This is a genomic window from Bifidobacterium sp. POST2/T3 (B1) (genome assembly GCF_058197115.1).
Genome location: NZ_JBVPQK010000148.1, coordinates 1 through 1,690, shown reverse-complemented (window position 1 = coordinate 1,690; position 1,690 = coordinate 1). Strand labels below are relative to the sequence as shown.

At 62.6% G+C, this 1,690-nt stretch carries 2 protein-coding genes; one reads left to right on the top strand and one right to left on the bottom strand.

Annotation, left to right across the window (positions count from 1 at the left end):
- On the top strand, window positions 1-318 hold a 318-nt coding region (locus tag AC0AP0_RS07635; protein ID WP_490430025.1), incomplete at its 5' end, for an ATP-binding cassette domain-containing protein.
- Between the two features lie 20 nt (window positions 319-338).
- On the opposite strand, the gene nagA is transcribed toward AC0AP0_RS07635, so the two are convergent.
- Window positions 339-1,646 carry an N-acetylglucosamine-6-phosphate deacetylase gene (gene nagA / locus AC0AP0_RS07630; protein WP_490430024.1) on the bottom strand — a complete coding sequence of 436 codons (1,308 nt, stop codon included), beginning with the start codon at window positions 1,644-1,646 and terminating at the stop codon, window positions 339-341.
- Between the last annotated feature and the right edge of the window lie 44 nt (window positions 1,647-1,690).

Here is a 1,690-nt window from a genome sequence, read left to right as displayed (position 1 = left end):
AGGCGAAAGGTGGGCGAGCTGTCAGGAGGTCAACAGCAGCGGGTGGCCATCGCTCGGGCCATGATCATGGATGCGCAGGTTCTCTTCGCGGATGAGCCCACCGGCAATCTGGATCCCAGAGCCCGTGAGGACACCCTTGATGCCATCCAAGCAGCCATGAGTGCGGGACTCAAGGCCAGCCTTCTGGTTACTCATGATGCCAGGGTGGCTTCCAGGGCCGACAGAATTCTGTATATGCAGGATGGGAGGATTTGCGGTTCCTATCCCCATATGGATCAAGAGGATATAGAGCGGCTCCTTCTGTCCGGGTCGGAGTAGGAGGAGCCGCTGAGGCCGATTCAAAGCTGAATTCTGTGCCCGTTACAGACCACGGTTTTGACGGACCAGTCAGTCGGGTTCAGGAGGAGGAGGTCGGCCGCATAGCCGGGCGCCAGCAGACCCAGCGGAGCACCGGTGATCGGGTTGGGACGGTCCAGTCCCAGGGCTCGGGCAGGTGTCAGCGTGGCGGCTTCCACGGCCTGGGGGGCTGGCAGGCCGATGGCCTGGATAGCTCTGCCGACTGCCACATCCAGGGTCAGGGTTGAGCCGGCGATGGCCCCGTTGGAGGTCAGACGGGCGTGGCCGCCCTTCACTGTTACATCCAGGGAACCCAGCTTGTAGGCGCCGTCCTCGCAGCCGGTGGCCTCCATGGCGTCGGTGACCAGGGCTATCCGATGGGGGAAGAGCCTGAAGGCCAGGTCGACGCAGGGGTCCTGCACATGGAAACCGTCGTTGATCAGCTCGGCTGTAACCCGGCGGTCCTCCACGGCGGCTGGAATGGGGCCCGGCTGACGGTGGTGGATGCCGTTCATGGCGTTGAAAACATGAGTGAGTATACGGGCGCCGGCATTGAATGCACGGCGGGTCTGGTCATAGTCGGCATCGCAATGGCCAACCGCAGGCACCACACCGGACTCGGCCAGGCGGGATATGGCCTCGTAGCCATGGTCGCGCTCGGGGGCCAGGGTCACCTGGCGTATGCAACCGTCGGCAGCCTCCAGGAGATTGTCAAGAACCGCTGGCTCAGGATCGCGCAGGCACTTGGGGTCGTGCGCGCCCTTACGGGAGAGTGCGATGAAGGGCCCTTCCAAGTGGGCGCCCAGCACGTCGGGTCTGGAGTCCATGACCCTCTTGACTGAGCGCAGATTGGTGCACATCGTGTCGACCGGATTGGTGATCAGGCTGAGCACCTGCCTGGTTGTTCCATGGACCATATGGCAGGCCCTGGCTGTGCGAATGGCCTCGTCGCCGTCGTCAAATGAGTGAACCCAGCCGCCGTGGGAGTGGATGTCGATGAACCCGGGGGTGAGGATGAAGCTGGCTGCATCGATGAACTCAGCACCGTCCGCATTCACGTCATGGGTATCTGATCCAGGCTGGAAGGAGGGCGGCAGGCTGGGCAGGCCAGCGGCCCTCAGGGCGGATTCCAGGCTCTCTCTGCCTTGCCCGACCTGCTCAATCCTGCCATCCAGAGCCAAAATCCAGCTGTTTTCCCTGATTCCTCGAGCGTCTATCAGCCTTGCGCCAGTCAGGACAAGGGGATGGACCGGTCCGTGGAGGGATGATTCAACCGCGAGCCCCGCCGACTCGTATGCTTCCTTGGACATGTTTGGTTTGCCTTCTAGATGGACTGCCAGTCAGGCTTGTTGGC